At 52.1% G+C, this 18106-nt stretch carries 11 protein-coding genes, 2 tRNA genes and 1 rRNA gene; 10 read left to right on the top strand and 4 right to left on the bottom strand.

Features of this window, described 5'->3' with window-relative positions:
- Positions 1-73 precede the first annotated feature (73 nt).
- From BARVI_RS02635 to BARVI_RS02625, 3 genes are all read right to left on the bottom strand, one after another.
- Positions 74-1969 carry a LamG-like jellyroll fold domain-containing protein gene (locus tag BARVI_RS02635; RefSeq protein WP_084546964.1) on the bottom strand — a complete coding sequence of 632 codons (1896 nt, stop codon included), beginning with the start codon at positions 1967-1969 and terminating at the stop codon, positions 74-76.
- Positions 1970-2361: 392 nt separating this feature from the next.
- Positions 2362-2934, bottom strand: a complete 573-nt coding sequence (locus BARVI_RS02630) for a 30S ribosomal protein S16 (protein ID WP_025277736.1) — start codon at positions 2932-2934, stop codon at positions 2362-2364.
- A gap of 137 nt (positions 2935-3071) precedes the next feature.
- Complete coding sequence (locus BARVI_RS02625; RefSeq protein WP_025277735.1) at positions 3072-3440, bottom strand: arsenate reductase family protein; 369 nt, start codon at positions 3438-3440, stop codon at positions 3072-3074.
- Between the two features lie 138 nt (positions 3441-3578).
- On the opposite strand from BARVI_RS02625, the gene BARVI_RS02620 reads away from it, so the two are divergent.
- From BARVI_RS02620 to BARVI_RS02605, 4 genes are all read left to right on the top strand, one after another.
- Entirely contained in the window at positions 3579-6035 is a 2457-nt protein-coding gene (locus tag BARVI_RS02620; RefSeq protein WP_025277734.1) for an ATP-binding response regulator, read from the top strand.
- A complete protein-coding gene (locus BARVI_RS02615; protein WP_025277733.1) occupies positions 6032-7366 on the top strand; it encodes a sigma-54-dependent transcriptional regulator in 1335 nt (444 codons plus the stop codon). The genes BARVI_RS02620 and BARVI_RS02615 overlap by 4 nt, the downstream gene beginning before the upstream one ends.
- A 457-nt stretch (positions 7367-7823) precedes the next feature.
- The gene (locus BARVI_RS13315; RefSeq protein ID WP_157232495.1) at positions 7824-8000 is read left to right on the top strand and encodes a hypothetical protein; all 177 of its coding nucleotides are present in this window, start codon (positions 7824-7826) and stop codon (positions 7998-8000) included.
- Positions 8001-8298: 298 nt separating this feature from the next.
- The gene (locus BARVI_RS02605; RefSeq protein ID WP_025277731.1) at positions 8299-8991 is read left to right on the top strand and encodes an SGNH/GDSL hydrolase family protein; all 693 of its coding nucleotides are present in this window, start codon (positions 8299-8301) and stop codon (positions 8989-8991) included.
- Positions 8992-9082: 91 nt separating this feature from the next.
- Here the strand turns inward: BARVI_RS02605 and gdhA are convergent, their stop codons facing one another.
- Positions 9083-10417 (bottom strand): NADP-specific glutamate dehydrogenase, encoded by a 1335-nt coding sequence (gene gdhA, locus BARVI_RS02600; protein ID WP_025277730.1) that lies wholly within the window; start codon positions 10415-10417, stop codon positions 9083-9085.
- Positions 10418-10591: 174 nt separating this feature from the next.
- Between gdhA and BARVI_RS02595 the strand changes: the two genes are divergently transcribed.
- The 6 genes from BARVI_RS02595 to BARVI_RS02570 all read left to right on the top strand — a co-directional run bounded on the left by BARVI_RS02595 (position 10592) and on the right by BARVI_RS02570 (position 18030).
- The gene (locus BARVI_RS02595) at positions 10592-13582 is read left to right on the top strand and encodes a PEP/pyruvate-binding domain-containing protein (RefSeq protein WP_025277729.1); all 2991 of its coding nucleotides are present in this window, start codon (positions 10592-10594) and stop codon (positions 13580-13582) included.
- 8 nt (positions 13583-13590) lie between these two features.
- Positions 13591-15264 (top strand): coiled-coil domain-containing protein, encoded by a 1674-nt coding sequence (locus tag BARVI_RS02590; protein WP_157232491.1) that lies wholly within the window; start codon positions 13591-13593, stop codon positions 15262-15264.
- Between the two features lie 12 nt (positions 15265-15276).
- Positions 15277-15762, top strand: a complete 486-nt coding sequence (locus BARVI_RS02585; RefSeq protein WP_025277727.1) for a pyridoxamine 5'-phosphate oxidase family protein — start codon at positions 15277-15279, stop codon at positions 15760-15762.
- A gap of 387 nt (positions 15763-16149) precedes the next feature.
- A 16S ribosomal RNA gene (locus BARVI_RS02580) occupies positions 16150-17681 on the top strand.
- 123 nt (positions 17682-17804) lie between these two features.
- Positions 17805-17878: transfer RNA gene (locus BARVI_RS02575), tRNA-Ile, on the top strand.
- A 78-nt stretch (positions 17879-17956) separates the two neighbouring features.
- Positions 17957-18030: transfer RNA gene (locus BARVI_RS02570), tRNA-Ala, on the top strand.
- The last annotated feature ends 76 nt before the right edge of the window (positions 18031-18106 follow it).

The following is an 18106-nucleotide window of genomic DNA, read 5'->3' as shown; positions in this document are numbered from 1 at the left end:
GGCCGCCCCGATGTGGCGTTGTTCTCTTTTTTGAGTCGAAGCCGCAGGCCTGTTGCCCCGGCGTTCTATGCGGTTATCGTTTGAGCAGTTTCACGGTCTTGACCATGTCGCCGTCTTTCACTTGAACCAGGTAGCAGCCATTAGCCAGGTAGCTGATGTCGGCAGGCGTTTCGGCCGTTGTCAATACCTGCTTGCCGGCCAGGTCGAAGAGGGTTACCGATGCCGTCTCGCTGGCGCCGTTGACGTGGAGCATACTGCCTTGACAGTAGATCGAGAGAGCGTCGGTGTTGGCGTCGTTGATACCGCTGATAGCTGTGAACTTAACTATATAAATCTTGCTGCCGGTCAAGTGGCCGATGGCGTATTCGTTGTTTTGAATCTGGTCAAACAGCGAGATGTTGTCGCCCTCGGGATTGTTCTCGGCAAATTCCGATACTTTGTAGTTCTCGGCCGGTTTGAACACCAGTTTCAGGTTCACGTTCGACGGAATCTGGTCGTAGCCGCTGGGATATACGGTGCCCTCTTCGTCGGTGATGTCGACGGTACCGTCACCCTCGACGATGCAGGTTACCTGCCAGTAGAGGATTTGTTCGGCAAAGGTGGCCTCGACGGTCGTGTTGCCGTCGAGCGATGCGATGGTATAGGTATTGTCGGTTACCTCGTCGATTTTCTCTTTTCCGTTGATCAGAAGGGAGGTCAATTCATACCCTTCGGCCGGAGTTATTTTCAGTGTTACTTTCGAACCCATGGTGATTTCGCTGCCAAAGGCGGTAGCCTCGGTGGCATCGTTGACAAACATCTCGATCTGACCGTTGGCAACAGCCGTGTAGCTTACGGTAGCCTTGTCGGTGAAGGTAACGGTTACCTCGGTGTCGTCCTCGATGACGAAGGTGGTACCCTCGATGGGTTCGTCGTTAACCAATATCTGGTCGAGTCTGTACCCTTCGGCCGGTTCGGCTACGACGGTAAGAGCGGTGTATTGCAGAATCGTTCCGGCATTCACCTCGTTGTTCTCGGCATCTACCACTTTGAAGGTTCCGCCCGTGGTGGGTTGAGTAAGGGTGAGCTGATAGCTCGGGAAGGTGTGACCCTCTACAATTTGTACGGAGATGAAATCGCAGGTGTAATTTTGAACCCAGCCCAAATCTTCGATAGTGCCTTGTACGACACCGGCCGGGCATGATCCTTCATAGGAACCTTTGTTCTCCAATTCGGCCTGGGAGTCCGATTCTATCTTGTAGTAGGCAATCAGTTCCTGGGGAATGTTTCCTTGGGTATATCCGCCGAGAATCGACTCTTTCAACTCTTTTTCGGTCAAAGCCTTGTTCCAGAGTTGAACTTCGTCGACGTAGCAGGAGAATCCGCCGTTGCCCACGAAGAATACACATTCGTCTTGGAGTAACCCGATGCCGTGACCTTCGCGCTCTCCACCTTCTACAATTGTACCCAAATCGCCGGTCCCGGCCAACTTGCCGTTCTTGTACAATTTGATGGTGCGGTTGTCGTCATCGACTACGACCGAGATGAAGGCCCATTCGTTGGCAATAAGAGTAGCCTCGGTAGCCACTTCGGCAATACCGGGGCAATTCCCGCTATCTTCCCAGGCACGGGCTTTCAAGGTCAGTTTACCGCCGCTCAGATATACACCGAATGTGCCGGTGGCACCATAAAAAAGAGATTGACCGTGGCCCAGAATCTGACCTTCGGTACTAACGGCCTTTACCCAGGCCGACATGGTGAAGTTACGGGTTCGGTGGTCGGTTCCAGTCGGATTCCCGTTGTTCCACGAGTTGTTTACGCCGTTTTCGTGTTCACCCAATACGATGTCGTCGAAGCGGAACTGGTATTTATACGTGCTGTTGGATTCGGGCACCAATACGGCTTTTGGACTTTCGGTTTCTTGGGCCTGACTGCCAAAGAACGGAAAAATCATTGCCAATAGAGCAAGGAGTAAAAATGGTTTTTTCATGATAAAATATTTTAGTTAAACAATATTGCCCCGTTATATTATCTATGTTTGATTTCAAAAAGAACTGTCCCCGTAATTAAGGTTAACCTTATCTGGATCAAGAGTCAAAATTAGATAAAATTTTCAATAAAAATATTCTTCACAACATTTTTTTATTGTATTTCTTGGTCTTAATTGGTGCCCTTTGGGGTGGGGACGGGAGATGGGGTATACCAAGAGCTGTGTGGTTTGTGTTATCGGGTGGAATGGTGGGACGATGTTGCTGGGACGGTGATTCCTGTTTCAAGCGAGAGTGCTGTTACAGGAAGGGGAGGCGATGAGAAAAGTGAAGATAGAAAAACCGGGGTGTCTTAACAAAGACACCCCGGTTTGAATATGCTGTCTAAGATTAATTATTCAGCACTCTCGGCAGCAGGAGCAGCCTCTTTGGCGGGAGCTTCTGCGGCAGCGGCAGCTTCGGCTTCTGCTTTGGCAGCGGCTTCAGCCTCGGCCTTGGCGGCAGCTTCGGCAGCTTTCTTGGCAGCTACGGCTTCTGCTTTCACTTTGTTTTTCTCTACTTCCTCTTCGAGACGTTTCTTGGCGGCAGCGTCTTTGGCGGCAGAGATTTTAGCCTTTTCGGCATCGGTAACCGATTTCTTGTTTTTCAACCAAGCCTCGAAGCGTTGCTCGGCAACCTCTTCGGTGAAGGCACCTTTCTTTACACCGCCCAGCAAGTGTTTCTTCAACAATACACCTTCACGAGAAAGGATATTGCGCACGGTGTCGGTGGGTTGAGCACCCGTTGTCAGCCAATACAAAGCCCTTTCGAAATTCAAATTTATTGTAGCAGGATTAGTGTTCGGATTATAAGAACCTATCCTTTCAATAAACTTACCATCACGTGGTGCCCTGCTATCGGCGATTACAATTTGGTAGAACGCATAGTCTTTGTGACCAAAACGTTGTAATCTGATTTTTGTTGCCATTTGAAATTTTTTAATTGGTTAGTATTTGCATTAGCGGCGCAAAGGTAGCGTTTCTTTGTGAATCGTGCAAATAAAAGTCTCTTATTTTCTTTCGGTTCCCTGGATTTGTGTGCCGGGGAATAGGGCTCGATTCGCTGTTAGCGGGATTGCGGGCATAGCGCCTCCTCCCACCGCTTGGGGTCGAACCCGGCGAGCACGTGGGTGTCGGTTACCAACAGCGGGCGTTTGATGAGCATGCCGTCGGAGGCAAGCAGGGCGATGAGCTCGTCGGGCGACGAGACCGGAATGAGCTCTTTCAGTTTCAATTCACGGTATCGTTGTCCGCTGGTATTGAAGAACTTTTGCAGCGGCATGCCGCTGCGGGCAATCCATTGGCTGAGCTCCTGGGCCGATGGGGGAGTCTCGACAATGTGTCGGGCGGTTACTTCGATGTGGTGGTCGGCGAGCCATTTGGCCGCTTTCCGGCAGGTGCTGCACGGCGGGTATTGAAAAAACAGAGTTTCCATCTTGGATTATTTAAAATGAGATACGGTGGATAAAGGTAGTAAAAAAAGAGATATATTGGTCTGTAAGGATTGTTAATACTTGGTGAGGTGGAGTTTCTGAGGAAATTATTTATCTTCACCGCTGAAACGTGAATGATTATGTCCTCCTATTCCCGAAAATCGACTCGTAACAAGGCCTTGTGGGGCTATCTGCTGCTGGTTGTCGTGCTGCTCTCCTCCTCGTGGTTTGTCTATCACGAGATAGGTCTGCTGGTCTCGATACGGGAGGTCGAGGAGGATATGAGTGTGAAGCGCCATCGGGTGTCCGATGCGTTGTCGATGCTCTATCGCACCGAGACGTTGGGACAATCGTTGGTCTGGGGTCGCTATTCCGACTATCCGGTTTACCGGCAGTTGGTGAACGAGGTGGTGTCGTGTGTCGATTCGTTATGTACGATCACGACCGACTCGGTACAACTGTCGCGTATTGACAGTATTGTATTTCTGCTGAACCGGAAGAATACGGTAATCCGCCGGTTGATGAGTACCACCCTCGATGTGGCCGAAGAGCAAAACCGCAACATTGAGAATATGATGCGCCAGCAGGATTCCCTGCTGTTGATTCATAAACATCAGCAGACGCTGTCGCAACAGAGCGATTCGCTCATCGAGAAGCGGCGCCGTCGCAATCTGTTCGGGCGTATAGCCGATGCCATTTCGGGCAAGTCGCCCGTGCGGTTGGACAGCATTCGGGGGGAGTCGAAGCGGATAAGCGCATTGAGCGATTCGCTGGCTTCCGACTTGCGGGCGATGGAGAGTGGCTTCAACGAGAGTCGTGAGCTCTCGAAACAGGCGCTCGAACGGGAGCGTTGGCGGCTGCGGAATGACAACCAGCGGTTGAGCGGACAGATAAGCCGGTTGATGAACAGCTTCGAGCAGGAGCAGTTGCTGGTATCGGAGCGGATTCTCGACCGCAACGAGGAGATACGTCAGGAGTCGATGAATGCGCTGCTGGGTGTGGCCTCGGGTGCGATTGTGCTGGCGGTGGTTTTCGGGATAATGGTTTGGCGGGGGTGGATGCGCGACGACCGCTGGCGTCGCGAGTTGGAAGAGGCGCGCCGTCGGGCCGAGGAGCTGTTGGAGGCCCGCGAAAAGTTGATGATGACGATTACACACGATTTCAAGGCGCCGTTGAGTTCGATTATCGGGTATGTCGAGTTGATGATGCGACTCGACAACAGCGAGCGGCAGCGCTTCTACTTGCAGAACATGAAAGCCTCGTCCGACCACCTGCTGGCGCTGGTGAGCGACCTGCTCGACTTCTATCGGTTGGAGTCGCACAAGCTCGATGTGAATCACCTGACTTTCAATCCGCGGGCCCTCTTTGAGAAAATCGTGTCGGCCATGCAGCCGGTGGCCGACAAAAAGCAGTTGAAGCTGGTGTTGAAGGCCGAGCCGTCGGCCGATGCCACCTTCGTGGGCGACCCCTTGCGCATTCAGCAGATTGTCGATAACCTGCTTTCCAATGCGTTGAAATTTACGACTCAGGGCACGGTTACGGTGCATGTGTTTGTACGGGTACGTTACCTGGTCTTTTCGGTAAGCGATACGGGGCGGGGCATAGCCCGCAACGACTTGGAGCAGATATTCCAGGCCTTTACCCGTCTGTCGTCGGCACAGGGTGTCGAGGGGTTCGGGTTGGGGCTGACCATTACCCGGCAGCTGGTCGATTTGATGCACGGGCGCCTCGATGTGCGCAGCATGGAGGGGGCAGGCAGTACCTTCACCGTAGAGATTCCGCTCGACGAGACTGATGAGGAGCGTACGGCCGAGACCGTTACTCCGGCTTTTTCCGGTCGTCGTTGCTTGTTGCTCGACGATGACAAACTGCAACTGACCTTTTTTGAAAACCAGTTGAAACAGTTGGGTGTAGAGGCGGTGCCTTGTGTGCGGGCCGAGGAGGTGTTGAGCTATCTCGAACACGAACCGTTCGATGTGGTATTTACCGATATGCAGATGCCCGAGATGGACGGGGTGCAGTTTCTGAAATCGTTGCGAGCGTCGGAACTCGCGCAGGCCCGGGCGATACCGGTAGTCGTGGTGACGGCCCGCAGCGATGCCGACCGCTTGTTGGCTGAGGGCTTCTCGGCCATTTTGCACAAGCCCTTTTCGTTGGCCCAACTCACCGACTGTCTGTCGGCTGTTTGGCAGGAAACGCCCCGGCCGGTTGTCGGGGAGTCGGTGCAGCCCGGGGCTGATTACTCGGCGGGAGGGTATGACTTCTCGTCGTTAACCGCTTTTGCCGGCGATGATGAAGCGGCCCGGCGCAAGATATTACAGACCTTTCTGCAAGAACTTACTGCCCAAATCGATGAGGTGGAGGCTGCCCGGCAGCGTCGCGACGGCCTTGTCGTGACTCGCGTGGCTCACAAGTGGCAGCCTATCTTTGCCATGTTGAAGGCCACAACTGTGTTGCCGCTGCTCTCGCGCCTGGAAGAGGAGGGGGCCGGCACGTGGACCGACGAGCTGTCGGCCCATTTGGTACGAGTGCTCGATTGTGCCGGACAGGTGCGCGACGAGCTCCAATCTATATTAAAGAAGGAGGAACAAGCATGAAACATATTCTTATCGTCGAGGACGACACGACATTTGCCGTTATGTTGCAGACCTGGCTTTCTAAAAAAGGGTTTCGCATTACTGCGGTTTCGGGGGTAGGGGCTGCCCGACGGACGTTGCAGGACGAGCCGGTCGACCTGACTCTTTGCGACTTGCGTCTGCCCGATGGCGAAGGCATCGACCTGTTGGAGTGGCTTAATGCCCGTCGGCAGGCGGTACCGGTTATCGTGATGACCAGCTATGCCGCTATCCCTTCGGCCGTGCAAGCCATGAAGCTGGGAGCCAAGGACTATGTGGCCAAGCCGGTCAATCCCGAGGATTTGTTGCAGAAAATCAACGAGGCTCTCGGGGCTGCGGCCACGGCAGCCAATCCGGCAAAGCCTGTGGAGAAACAGTCCGGGAGCGGAGGCACCGAAGAGACCTCGTTCCTCGAAGGGCAGAGCGAAGCCGCCCGCCAACTCTACTCCTACGTGAAACTGGTGGCCCCCACCAACATGTCGGTGCTGATAAACGGGGCAAGCGGTACCGGCAAGGAGTATGTAGCCAAGCGCATACACCAGTTGAGCAAGCGAGCCGACAAACCGTTTGTAGCCATCGACTGCGGGGCTATTCCCAAGGAGTTGGCCGCCTCCGAATTTTTCGGCCATAAGAAAGGGTCGTTTACCGGAGCCATCGAAGATAAGGTGGGTGCCTTTGTCGAGGCCGACGGTGGTACGATATTTCTCGACGAGATAGGCAACCTCAGTTACGATGTGCAGATACAGTTACTGCGGGTATTGCAGGAGCGTCGGGTCAAGCCCATAGGTGTGACTGCCGACATCAAGGTCGATGTGCGGTTGATAGCTGCCACCAACGAAGATTTGAAGGCCGCTATCGCCTCCGGCTCCTTCCGTGAAGATCTGTACCACCGCATTAACGAGTTTACCATCTATATGCCGCGTCTGTGCGAACGAGGGGAGGACATACTGCTTTTTGCCAATTTCTTTCTCGATCAGGCCAATCGCGAGTTGGAAAAACCGGTCCCGGGATTCCGCCCCGATGCCATGGAGCAAATCAGCCGTTACCCTTGGCCCGGTAATCTTCGAGAGATGCGCAATACCGTAATGCGGGCAGCCCTGCTCGCTCAGGGGGGGCCCATCGGCGTGGAGCACTTGGGGTTGGACTTGGGAGCCGATCGACAGACTCGCGTCCTGCACGACCCCGACAGCGAGCGGGCCAAGATTGTGGCGGCCCTGCAACGTTGCTCGGGCAACAAGAGTAAAGCCGCCGAGATGCTGGGCATCGACCGAAAGACCTTGTATAATAAGCTGAAACTGTATCGTATCGAATAAGTCTCAAAAAAAACGGGTTTTAAGAAATCCGACAAGCCTCTTTTAAGTGTGGAGGTGTGGAATTTTTCCACACCTCCACACTTTTATTCCACACAATTCCACACGAGTTGTATTGTTGCTATTTGTAATTATATTATTGATAATTAATATGTTGAATTCTTTTTATAACAGTTGGCATGGCGGTTGTATTTTTATTGGACGAAGAATGGAATATACAAGTGTACAATTAAAAAAATGTGGAATTATGAAAAAGTTAATGTTATCAGTTGCCGTATTTATGATGTCGGTTAGCGTTACGTCTTTTGTTTCGTATGCACAATGTCCGAGCGAAGAACCGGCACCTACCGATAGTGTCCCCGCACAAGAACCCAAAGGGGAAGCATTTGTGTTTTGTCTGAATGAAGAGCCGGCCCCTGCCGATAGCGTCCCCACTCAAGAACCGAAGGGTGAGAACTCTTTGTTCTGTCTGGCAGAGGAGCCGGCTCCCACCGACAGTGTTCCTACCCAGGAGCCCACGAAAGAGGAACCCCAAGGCCAACTTTCGTTGCTCTGCCTGGCAGAGGAGCCTACCGACAGCGTTCCTACCCAGGAACCTGCAAAGGACGAACCCCAAACCAATCTCTCTATCGCATAACTTTTGTATCGGTAAAAGCGAGTTAATCCTTAAAAGGCGTTCTTATTTTTTTATCTGTTTTAGTGAAGATGATGATTCCGGTGTTCCTTTGTGATGAAGGGATGCCGGAATTTTTTTAGCTGAAAATACATAAAGTATCTATTTTTTGCATCATGGCGTAATCGTCGCTATGAGGTTATGTGAAGAAAGTGGAATGCGCGCAAAATTTTTCCCAGCCAGCAGGGCTTGTAAATAAAATGCTTCGTATTTTTGTTCCAACTAACCACAATCTTAAAAGAACAAGAATATGAAAAAGACAATGTTGTTTATAATGTGTTGCTGTGGCCTGATGACGTTTGGTGCAACGGCACAGAAAAATGCGCAGGAGTGGGGCAACTATCAATATTATGCCCAAGAGAACGAGCATTTGCGGTCAGCAACTACGGTACCGGGACGAGTGGTTTTTATCGGCAATTCCATTACAGCCGGGTGGGTTAATCAACACCCCGACTTTTTTACTCGAAACGGATATATCGGTCGGGGCATTAGCGGGCAGACTTCTTACCAGATGTTACTCCGTTTTCGGGAAGATGTTGTTGCGCTGGCTCCCGAGGTAGTGGTCATTAATGCCGCAACGAACGATATAGCCGAGAACACGGGGCCCTATGTCGAGGAGTATACGTTGGGTAATATTGCCTCGATGGCCGATTTGGCCCGGGCTAATGGAATCAAGGTGATTCTTACCACAACTTTGCCGAGTGCTCATTTCGGGTGGAATCCGGCCATTAAAGATGCTCCGGCTAAAATCACGGCCTTGAACAACCGGTTGAGGGAGTATGCACAGGAACAGGGCATACCGTTTGTCGATTATTATTCCGATATGGTTAATCCGGAAGATGAAGGTCAACAAGCCCAATATACCGGAGACGGAGTTCACCCTAATTCGCAGGGTTACGACGTGATGGAGGCTTTGATAACTCCTGTGATAGAATCGTTGCTGCACTCGAATTGATGAGACAACATGAATTTAGAAAGAAGAGCGAGTCTCCCGTTGGGGAAACTCGCTCTTCGATTATTTGAGACAAATATTGCTTTGCGCGCGATTAAACTATACCCTGAGCCATCATGGCTTTGGCCACCTTCATGAAGCCGGCGATGTTGGCACCCTTCATGTAGTTGATGTAGCCGTCGGGTTCGGTACCGTATTTCACACATTGAGCGTGAATGTCGCTCATGATCTGGTGCAGACGTTTGTCCACCTCTTCGGCACTCCACGAGATGTGCATGGCGTTTTGGGTCATTTCCAAGCCCGAGGTAGCCACGCCGCCGGCGTTGACAGCCTTGCCCGGGCCATACATGATGCGGTGGTTGATGAAGAGGTCGATAGCCTCGGGGCGGCACCCCATGTTCGAGATTTCACCCACACAGATGACACCATTCTCGATCAGTTTCTTGGCATCTTCTTCGTCGAGTTCGTTTTGAGTAGCACAAGGCAGGGCGATGTCGACCTTTTGTTCCCAGGGACGTCTGCCGGGGAAGAACTGAACACCGTATTTCTCGGCATAGGGAGCCACGATGTCTTCGCCCGAGGCACGCAGTTCGAGCATGTAGTCGATTTTCTCGCCCGAGATACCGTCGGGGTCATATACATAGCCGTCGGGTCCCGATATGGTAACCACCTTGGCACCCAGTTGGGTAGCTTTCGAGGCGGCACCCCAGGCCACGTTGCCGAATCCGCTGATGGCAATCCGTTTGCCGGCAATGTCGATGCCCTTGGTAGCCAACATTTGTTTTACGAAATAGAGACCTCCGTAACCGGTAGCCTCGGGGCGGATAAGCGAACCGCCGAATTCGAGACCCTTACCGGTAAATGTCCCCGTGTGTTCGTGGGTGAGTTTCTTGTACATGCCGAACATGTAGCCCACCTCGCGACCGCCTACGCCTATGTCGCCGGCCGGTACGTCGGTGTCGGGGCCCAGGTGGCGCCACAACTCCAACATGAAGGCTTGGCAGAACCGCATGATTTCGGCGTCGGACTTACCGCGCGGGCTGAAATCGGAGCCTCCTTTGCCGCCGCCCATGGGCAGTGTGGTGAGGGCATTCTTGAAGGTTTGCTCGAAACCGAGGAATTTCAATATGGAAAGGTTTACCGAAGCGTGGAATCGGATTCCACCCTTGTACGGACCGATGGCGTTGTTGAATTGCACGCGGTAACCCAGGTTTACTTGTATTTCTCCGTTGTCGTCTACCCAGGGAACTTTGAAGGTGATGATGCGGTCGGGCTCGACAAGCCGCTCGATCAGTTTGGCTTTCTCGAACTCGGGGTGTTGGTTGTAGACCTCCTCGATGGAGAGTAACACCTCGTGTACCGCTTGTAAATACTCCGACTCACCGGGGTGCTTTGCCTCCAATGATGTCATGATGTGCTCAATGTTCATAGTCGCGATATTGTTAAGTTAAATTCTTGGTTGGGTATCTCCCGCGAGAGATACTCGTTTCTCTTATCGCAAATGTACGTATTTATATGGATAAAAAAATTTTTTTTACTACTTTTGAACAGTTAAATGGTGAAAAAATAGAATGACATTTTGCAAGCCGAAATCGACAATAGAATAATGAATCGACCTAATATAAATCAATTATATCTGAAAGACACCTCTTTTGCTAACTTAATGCAAAAAAGAGTCTTTAATGTCTTGCTTGTTGCAAGCCGTTACGATGCCTTTATCATGGAGGAAGACGGGCGGGTCGAAGAGCAGATTTACTTTGAATATGTGTCGCTGAATCTGAGCTCGCCCCCCCGGGTGAAGCAGGTGACGACCAACGAGGAGGCCTTCGAGGAGCTGGCCATGAAGCGCTACGACCTCATCATCACGATGCCGGGTGTCGACTGTTCCGAGACCTTTACCCAGGCCAAAGCCATGAAGCGCCTCTATCCTTATATACCTATCGTGGTGCTTACCCCCTTCTCGCACGAGGTGTCGAGACGCATTGCCAAGGAGGACCTGAGTGGTGTCGACTACGTGTTCAGTTGGCTGGGTAACGTCGATTTGCTGGTAGCCATCATCAAACTCATCGAGGATAAGATGAATGCCGAGGGCGATATTACCTCGGTAGGGGTCCAGCTCATTTTGCTGGTTGAGGACTCTATTCGTTTCTACTCCTCCATCTTGCCCCATCTGTACAACTTTGTGTTGAAGCAGTCGCAGATATTCTCGACCGAGGCTTTGAACGAACATGAGCGCATGTTGCGCATGCGGGGGCGGCCCAAGGTGATGTTGGCCCGGACCTACGAAGAGGCCATGCAGATTTACGAGAAATATGCCGGGAATATGTTGGGCATCATCTCCGATGTCTCCTTTATCCGGGCCGGCGAGAAGGATAAGAAGGCCGGGATAAAGTTTTGTTCCTACGTGCGCTCCTGCGATCCCTATCTGCCGCTCATCATCGAGTCGTCGGAGTGGGAGAATCACAAAGAGGCCATCAAGTTGAACGCCTCGTTTCTGGACAAGAATTCCAAGAAATTGCCGGTCGACTTGCGGAAGACGATTTTGAAAAATTTCGGCTTCGGCGATTTTACCTTTATCAATCCCCACACGGGCGAACCCATTGTTACGATTAAGAATCTCAAAGATTTACAGGATAATATTGATATCATTCCCGATGAGTCGCTCTACTATCATGCCTCGCGCAACCACATATCGCGCTGGCTGTACTCGCGGGCCATATTTCCCATGGCCGAGGCTTTGCAACCGCGGCGTATTACCGACCTGAGTGAGATTTCCGAAATCAGACAACTCATTTTCGATGCCATCGTGCAGTACCGGAAGATGAAGAATCGGGGAGTCGTGGCCATCTTCAAGCGCGACCGTTTCGACAAATATTCCAACTTTGCCCGCATCGGCAACGGTTCGCTGGGCGGCAAGGGGCGCGGTCTGGCCTTTATTGACGCCATGATCAAGCGCAACCCCATTTTCGACGACATCGAGGGTGTGAACGTAACGGTGCCCAAAACGGTGGTCCTGTGTACCGACATCTTCGATACCTTTATGGAGAGTAACAACCTTTATCAGGTGGCGCTCTCCGATATTTCAGATGAAGAGATTCTCGAACGTTTTCTCCAAGCCAGGCTCCCCGAAGAGTTGAATCCCGACCTGCTGGCCTTCTTCGACGTCGTGGGCAAGCCTATTGCCGTGCGCTCGTCGAGCTTGTTGGAGGATTCGCATTACCAACCCTTTGCCGGTATCTATTCGACCTACATGATACCGGCTCTCGACGACAAGGAGGAGATGCTGCGCCTGTTGCTCGATGCCGTGAAAGCCGTCTACGCCTCGGTATTCTATGCCGACAGCAAGGCCTATATGACCGCCACTTCCAATGTGATTGACCAGGAGAAGATGGCCATCATCTTGCAAGAGGTGGTGGGCACGCAGTATGGCGACCGTTACTATCCCTCGTTTGCCGGGGTAGGAAGGTCGATCAATTACTATCCCATCAACGACGAGAAAGCCGAAGACGGAGTGGTCGATTTGGCCATAGGGCTGGGCAAATACATCGTCGACGGTGGTCGCAGTCTGCGATTCTCGCCGCGGCACCCCAACAAGATATTGCAGACCAGCACCCTCGACTTGGCTTTACGTGATACCCAGACTCGCTTCTATGCTTTGGATATGACACGGAGCGGGAAAAAATTCTCGATCGACGACGGGTTCAATCTGTTGAAATTGTCGGTGCGCGATGCCGAAAAGGACAATTCGTTGCGCCTCATGGTCTCGACCTACGATCCCATGGACCAAATCATTCGCGATGGCTATTACGAGGGCGGCCGCAAGGTCGTTACCTTTGCCAATATCTTAAAACACAATGCCTTCCCGCTGGCTACGATACTCGATTCCATGCTCACGGTGGGGAGCCGTGAGATGGGACGTCCTGTCGAAATCGAGTTTGCCGGTAACCTCACTGGGGCAAATGGTGCTCCCGGTACCGTCTATTGGTTGCAGATACGACCCATCGTCGACATGAAGGAGATGCTCAACGATGAGGTGATGGATTTGCCCGACGAGAAAACCATCTTGAAAAGCAATACAGCCCTGGGGCATGGCGTCATGGATAACGTGTGTCACATCGTTTATGTAAAATCACAAAACTTCAAACCTTCAAATAATGTCAATATAGCGAGGGAAATCGAAAAAATAAATCGTACCTTTACCGAGCGGGAAGAGTATTATATTCTCATTGGACCCGGGCGATGGGGGTCGAGCGACTCCTCATTGGGCATACCGGTGAAATGGCCTCACATCTCGTCGGCGCGTCTCATTGTCGAGTCGGCACTCGACAACTACCGCATCGAGCCGAGCCAGGGGACACACTTCTTCCAAAACCTGACCTCGTTTGGTGTGGGTTATTTCACGGTCAACTCGTTTGCAGGCGACGGTTACTACGACGAGGCCTATCTCGACAGCCTGCCGGCAGTGTACGAGTCGGACTTTTTGAGAATCGTTAAGTTTGATTCTCCTGTATTGATTGAGATTAACGGACGGAAGGGCAAGGGACTGGTCACCAAACCGGGGCTGAACCCGAATGAAAATAAAAAAGAAATATAAAAACAATTATGTCTATATTCAAGAAAACGATGAGGGCGTTGGGCTTTTCCGGCGAAGACGATGAACTGGAATCACAACCCTATACGGCCGAAAACATAACAAATGCCTGCACTCGTGAAAAGGAGCGCTCTGCCGATAATACCTCTGATTCAACCACACAACCCGTACCCTCTCGCGATGCCGAGAAGAAACCGGTCGATGAGCAGCCGGTCGAGATGCAGTTGCCCGATACGTTGCTCGAAGTCTTGGTCGAGATGCTCAACCGCTCGTTGCCCGATTATGTGGTGGCAGCCATCGATAAGGATACCGAGAAGAAATATCTGTTTGAACAGCTCGATGAACCTTTCAAGAAATTTGTCTCCGATGTCAATGTGCAGTCGCGTGAGTGGACGGCTCGCCAGTGGGAGAACAAGCACAAATCGCTGACGCGTGAGGTCGAGGAGGCCCGGGTGAAAGTGAAGGAGCTGGAAGAGCAGCGCAACACCATGCAGAGCGCCCAGCTGAGTGCCGAGCGACAAAAACGAGCCGTAACCGAAAAAGTACACGAATTGGAGGCTCGGATAGCTACGCTCGAAGCCGAGAAGGAACAGTTCGAACTCGAAAACAAAAGTCTGGTAAACAAGTTGAAAGTATCGAACGTGCACCAGGAAGAGTTGGATTCGGCCTTTGCCGAAATTACAAAACTGAAAGGCGAATTGAAAAAACAGGCCGACCATACGGCCGAGACCGAACAACTTCTCACCGAGTTGCAACAAGTACGCGATGAGTTGGCACAGGTTCATCAGGAACTGGAACAAGCCCGCAATAATGAGCAGACAGCCACAACTCAATTGACCGAAACCCAGCAACAGTTGGCCCAACAGCAGGGGGAGGTTACGCAGCTTGCCAAACAGAAACAAATGCTCGAAGCCGAACTCGTCGAGGCACAGAATGGCTTGAAAGTAGTCGAAGAGGTCGATGCCAAGCTCAAACAGTTCGAGCAGGTGAAAGCCTTGAAAGATGAGAAGATTGCCCAGCTCTCCCAAGAGGTACAGACCCTCAGCACGGCGAATGCGCGCTTGCAGACCCGGCTGAGTGAGATGGCCCAACGCAACGAGCGGCTTGAAAGTCAGTCGCAGGAACAAACCGAAAATAAAGCTGTACTTGAAACGTTGCGTGCCGATTTGGAAAGTGCCAACGCATTGGTTGCAGCATTGCGCAATCAACGTCAGGAACTGCTGGCACAAATCGAAACTCTTCAACAAGTGAAGCCGGCCGAAGACAAAGGACCTGTTCCCGCCGAGAAGTCGGACGAACCGGCCGTTATCAGTTTCGATGCACCGCAACAGAACGAGTCGGAGGCTGAACAGACGGTATCTGCTCCTGCCGCCGAACCGGTTCTTGCAAGCGAATCAATCGAGCAACCCACCGAAAATCCGAAATTCGCGGAGAGCCCGAAGCCCGAGAAGAAACATCGGCGCAAGGCCAAAGCGCCCGAACCGGTTGAAGAACCGGCCGAAGACGATTTCCCGGGGCTCGATACCTTTGGCGACAACTGGTTGATACCCACTCGTCCCGATACCCCCGAGATGATAGCCAAACGCAAGGAAGAAGAGAAGAAAAAACGCGAAGCCGAAGAGCGGGCCGCCATGGAGCAAAAGAAATCGCAACAGGTCGACCCCTCGCAAATGTCACTCTGGTAATCCGACAGTGCGATGATCTACGACAATACATCAGTCCGGCGACAAGACCGCCTGCTCGATGAGTCGCAGGCACGAGCCCTGTTGCAGAGTGGTGAGTATGGAGTACTTTCGCTCATCGATACCGAAGGCCGTCCATATGGTATCCCAATCAATTACGTATGGGATGGTCAAGAGCACATCTACCTCCATTGTGCCCCCGAGGGGAAGAAACTCAACGCCATTCGTCGACAAGCCGAAGTCTCCTTTTGTGTGGTAGGGCGTACCCACGTCGTCTCGCACAAGTTCACTACCGGTTACGAAAGTATCGTCATGAAATGCCGGGCGCAAATCGGCCTCTCCGTTGATGAGCGCCATCACGCCCTTCGGTTGCTGTTGGAGAAATATTCACCCGACGACCTGGCGGTCGGGCTCAAATACGCCGAAAAATCGTTCCATCGAACCGAAATCATACGGTTGGACATACAAGAATATAGCGGTAAGCAGAAGCGTGTCGATTGACGGGAACAACCCACCTTTCAGAAAAACTTTTCGAACAAAATCAAAAAATGTAGAGTAGGGAAGTCCCCTGCTCGCGGTATTCGACGAGAGAAATGGAGAATGCCGCGAAAAAAAAGTTCGTCTGTAAGATGCAGAAGGATAGCGGCTTTTTGGCGAGCTTGAAAATTTTTTGAAAAAAAGTTGTTCAAAAATTTGGAGGGGAAAGGAAAAAGGGTGTACCTTTGCAACACTTTCGCCGCTGGAAAGGGGTCGGCAAGACCTCGGGAAGGCGGGGGAGATAAAGATCATTGACAAGACTGAAAAGAAGCAAGTGTAGTACAAGAGAAAGAACGAAGTCAATTTCGGCCGGGAATCACTTTGAAGGTATAAAAAGAAAGAACTAGATATACAACGAAGAGTTTGATCCTGGCTCAGGATGAACGCTAGCGACAGGCCTAACACATGCAAGTCGAGGGGCAGCGCGGGAGTAGCAATACTTCTGGCGGCGACCGGCGCACGGGTGAGTAACACGTATGCAATCTGCCTGTAACAGGGGGATAACCCGGAGAAATCCGGCCTAATACCCCATAACGACATATCTTCGCATGGGGAGATGTCTAAAGAGAGCAATCTTGGTTACAGATGAGCATGCGGTCCATTAGCCAGTTGGCGGGGTAACGGCCCACCAAAGCGACGATGGATAGGGGTTCTGAGAGGAAGGTCCCCCACATTGGAACTGAGACACGGTCCAAACTCCTACGGGAGGCAGCAGTGAGGAATATTGGTCAATGGTCGGCAGACTGAACCAGCCAAGTCGCGTGAAGGAAGACGGCCCTACGGGTTGTAAACTTCTTTTGTCGGAGAGTAAAGTGCGCTACGCGTAGCGTATTGCAAGTATCCGAAGAAAAAGCATCGGCTAACTCCGTGCCAGCAGCCGCGGTAATACGGAGGATGCGAGCGTTATCCGGATTTATTGGGTTTAAAGGGTGCGTAGGCGGCACGCCAAGTCAGCGGTGAAATGCCCGGGCTTAACCCGGGAGCTGCCGTTGAAACTGGCGAGCTAGCGTGCACAAGAGGCAGGCGGAATGCGTGGTGTAGCGGTGAAATGCATAGATATCACGCAGAACCCCGATTGCGAAGGCAGCCTGCTAGGGTGCAACGGACGCTGAGGCACGAAAGCGTGGGGATCGAACAGGATTAGATACCCTGGTAGTCCACGCAGTAAACGATGAATACTAACTGTTTGCGATATAATGTAAGCGGTACAGCGAAAGCGTTAAGTATTCCACCTGGGGAGTACGCCGGCAACGGTGAAACTCAAAGGAATTGACGGGGGCCCGCACAAGCGGAGGAACATGTGGTTTAATTCGATGATACGCGAGGAACCTTACCCGGGCTCAAACGCAGGGGGAATATGGGTGAAAGTCCATAGCCAGCAATGGTCGCCTGCGAGGTGCTGCATGGTTGTCGTCAGCTCGTGCCGTGAGGTGTCGGCTTAAGTGCCATAACGAGCGCAACCCCTATTGACAGTTACTAACGGGTCAAGCCGAGGACTCTGTCGAGACTGCCGGCGCAAGCCGCGAGGAAGGTGGGGATGACGTCAAATCAGCACGGCCCTTACGTCCGGGGCGACACACGTGTTACAATGGCAGGTACAGAAGGCAGCCAGTCAGCAATGACGCGCGAATCCCGAAAACCTGTCTCAGTTCGGATTGGAGTCTGCAACTCGACTCCATGAAGCTGGATTCGCTAGTAATCGCGCATCAGCCATGGCGCGGTGAATACGTTCCCGGGCCTTGTACACACCGCCCGTCAAGCCATGGAAGCCGGGAGTACCTGAAGCATGCAACCGCAAGGAGCGTACGAAGGTAATACCGGTAACTGGGGCTAAGTCGTAACAAGGTAGCCGTACCGGAAGGTGCGGCTGGAACACCTCCTTTCTGGAGAAGAGATTCCGGAAGAGCCGAAAGGACAGATAGAAGTTCGGCCTCTTGACGCACTGCTTCTTTTCATTCATATAAAAAAAGGAACAAAGAGACACCCGCCAGGGCACGATTTGAGACAGTCCTATAGCTCAGTTGGTTAGAGCGCTACACTGATAATGTAGAGGTCGGCAGTTCAAATCTGCCTGGGACTACACCGAAGCCGCCGCAAGGAAGGGCCCCGAGGAAAGAAGGGAACCGAGGACAAGCGGAAGAGAGGCAGAGTGAAAGCGGGGGGATTAGCTCAGCTGGCTAGAGCACCTGCTTTGCAAGCAGGGGGTCAACGGTTCGAATCCGTTATTCTCCACTAGAAAGATCCTTGACATGTTGGAAAAAAGAGAACACGAGCACGAAGCAAAACCCATATCAACCCAAAACGACAG

It is taken from the genome of Barnesiella viscericola DSM 18177 (assembly GCF_000512915.1).
GTDB lineage: Bacteria > Bacteroidota > Bacteroidia > Bacteroidales > Barnesiellaceae > Barnesiella > Barnesiella viscericola.
This window is presented reverse-complemented; position numbering and strand designations above follow the sequence as displayed.